The organism is Desulfovibrio sp. 1214_IL3152 (genome assembly GCF_036763055.1).
In the GTDB taxonomy this organism is placed as follows: Bacteria; Desulfobacterota; Desulfovibrionia; order Desulfovibrionales; family Desulfovibrionaceae; genus Desulfovibrio.
Genome location: NZ_JBAIYW010000153.1, coordinates 1 through 1,322 on the forward strand (window position 1 = coordinate 1; position 1,322 = coordinate 1,322).

Below are 1,322 nucleotides of genomic sequence, written 5' to 3' on the forward strand. Positions count from 1 at the left end.
CGCGAGGTCGAAGCCGTCGAATTTTGCTGCCAGTTCGTTGATATGCGGGCCGTAGCCGGTATCGCCGCTCAGCAGAACGCGCGTTTCCGGCGTCTCGAGGACGAAGCCCGCCCACAGGGTTTTGTTCCGGGTAAAGGAGCGCCCGGAATAGTGCCTGGCCGGAACCACGTGCACGGTGAGCATGTCATCCAGGCGCAGGGCGCTGTTCCAGTCCGCCTCCAGGATTTTCTCCTGCGGGTATCCCCAACGTTCGAAATGCGCACCCACGCCGAGCGGCATGACCGCCTTGCCCACCTTGGGCAAGAGGTCCGTGGCCGTCGGATAATCCAGGTGGTCCCAGTGGTCGTGGGTTATGAGCAGGTAGTCGATGGGCGGCATGTCATCCGCCGTGTACAGGTCCGTGCCGGGGAAGATTTTGTTGAACATCGAAAACGGCGCGCCGTACCCGCTGAAGACCGGATCCACCAGGATCCGCTTGCCGCCGAGCACCATGAAATACGACGAGTGCCCGAGCCAGATCAGCACGTCCTTGTCCGTGTCCAGGGCCTTGAGGTCGGGCCGCTCCACCGGCAGCGCCTGTTCCGGCCGCAGCCGCTCAGGGCTGCGGGAAAAGAGATTTCCGAGCATGATCCCGATAGAACTCTGACCTTCAACCAGCATGGGGGTGGGAACCGTATTCTGAAACTCACCGTCCCGGTAATGCGGTGAGGCCTCCACCCTTGCGAGACGTTCCCCCTCGGGATACGCGCCGAACTTTTGCTGCTTGAACACCGCGTAGGCGCCGATGGCTACGGCGATGGCGACGAGACACAAAATCAGGAGCATTTTTCGCATCCACCTTGGCATCATTGGCTGCCGTTCCGGATGATAATGGTCTCCGGCGCGATGGTTTGCATGGCCTTGTCCCAGTCTTCCAGGTGCACGTCCTGCACGGACACGGAGATGATGCCCGGATCGACCCCGAGGGTCGTGGCTACCATTTCCCTGGTTTTGCGGGCCAGTTCTTCTTTCAGTTCCGCCGGTCTCCCGGGGAGCATTTTTATATCAATATGAGGCATGGTTTCTCCCGATTATTGCGCGCTCAAAGGCCGGAGCCCCTTGGCGAACACTTTGGCGTGGAAAATGATCGAACCCCGCTCGCCGGCATGGTCGCTGGTCACAGCGTACAAATCGTTGGAATCGGGGCTGATGGCCAAGCTCGTGGAGCGCAGGTTGCGTCCCTGCTCGCGCCCGGGCAGCAGCACCTGGCCGATGGGTATTCCGTTGGGGTTGAAGACGAGCACCCGGCCTTGGCCGTAGACCGCGACGTACACGTTGCCGTC

At 61.3% G+C, this 1,322-nt stretch carries 3 protein-coding genes; all 3 read right to left on the reverse strand.

Annotated features, from left to right (window positions below; translation table 11 throughout):
• The coding region (locus V6C07_RS03140; RefSeq protein WP_333534922.1) for an MBL fold metallo-hydrolase at window positions 1-825 on the reverse strand (825 nt) is incomplete at its 3' end.
• A 20-nt stretch (window positions 826-845) separates the two neighbouring features.
• On the reverse strand, window positions 846-1,058 hold the full coding sequence (locus V6C07_RS03145; RefSeq protein ID WP_333534923.1) for a tautomerase family protein: 213 nt from the start codon (window positions 1,056-1,058) through the stop codon (window positions 846-848).
• 12 nt (window positions 1,059-1,070) lie between these two features.
• On the reverse strand, window positions 1,071-1,322 hold a 252-nt coding region (locus V6C07_RS03150; RefSeq protein ID WP_442891920.1), incomplete at its 5' end, for a hypothetical protein.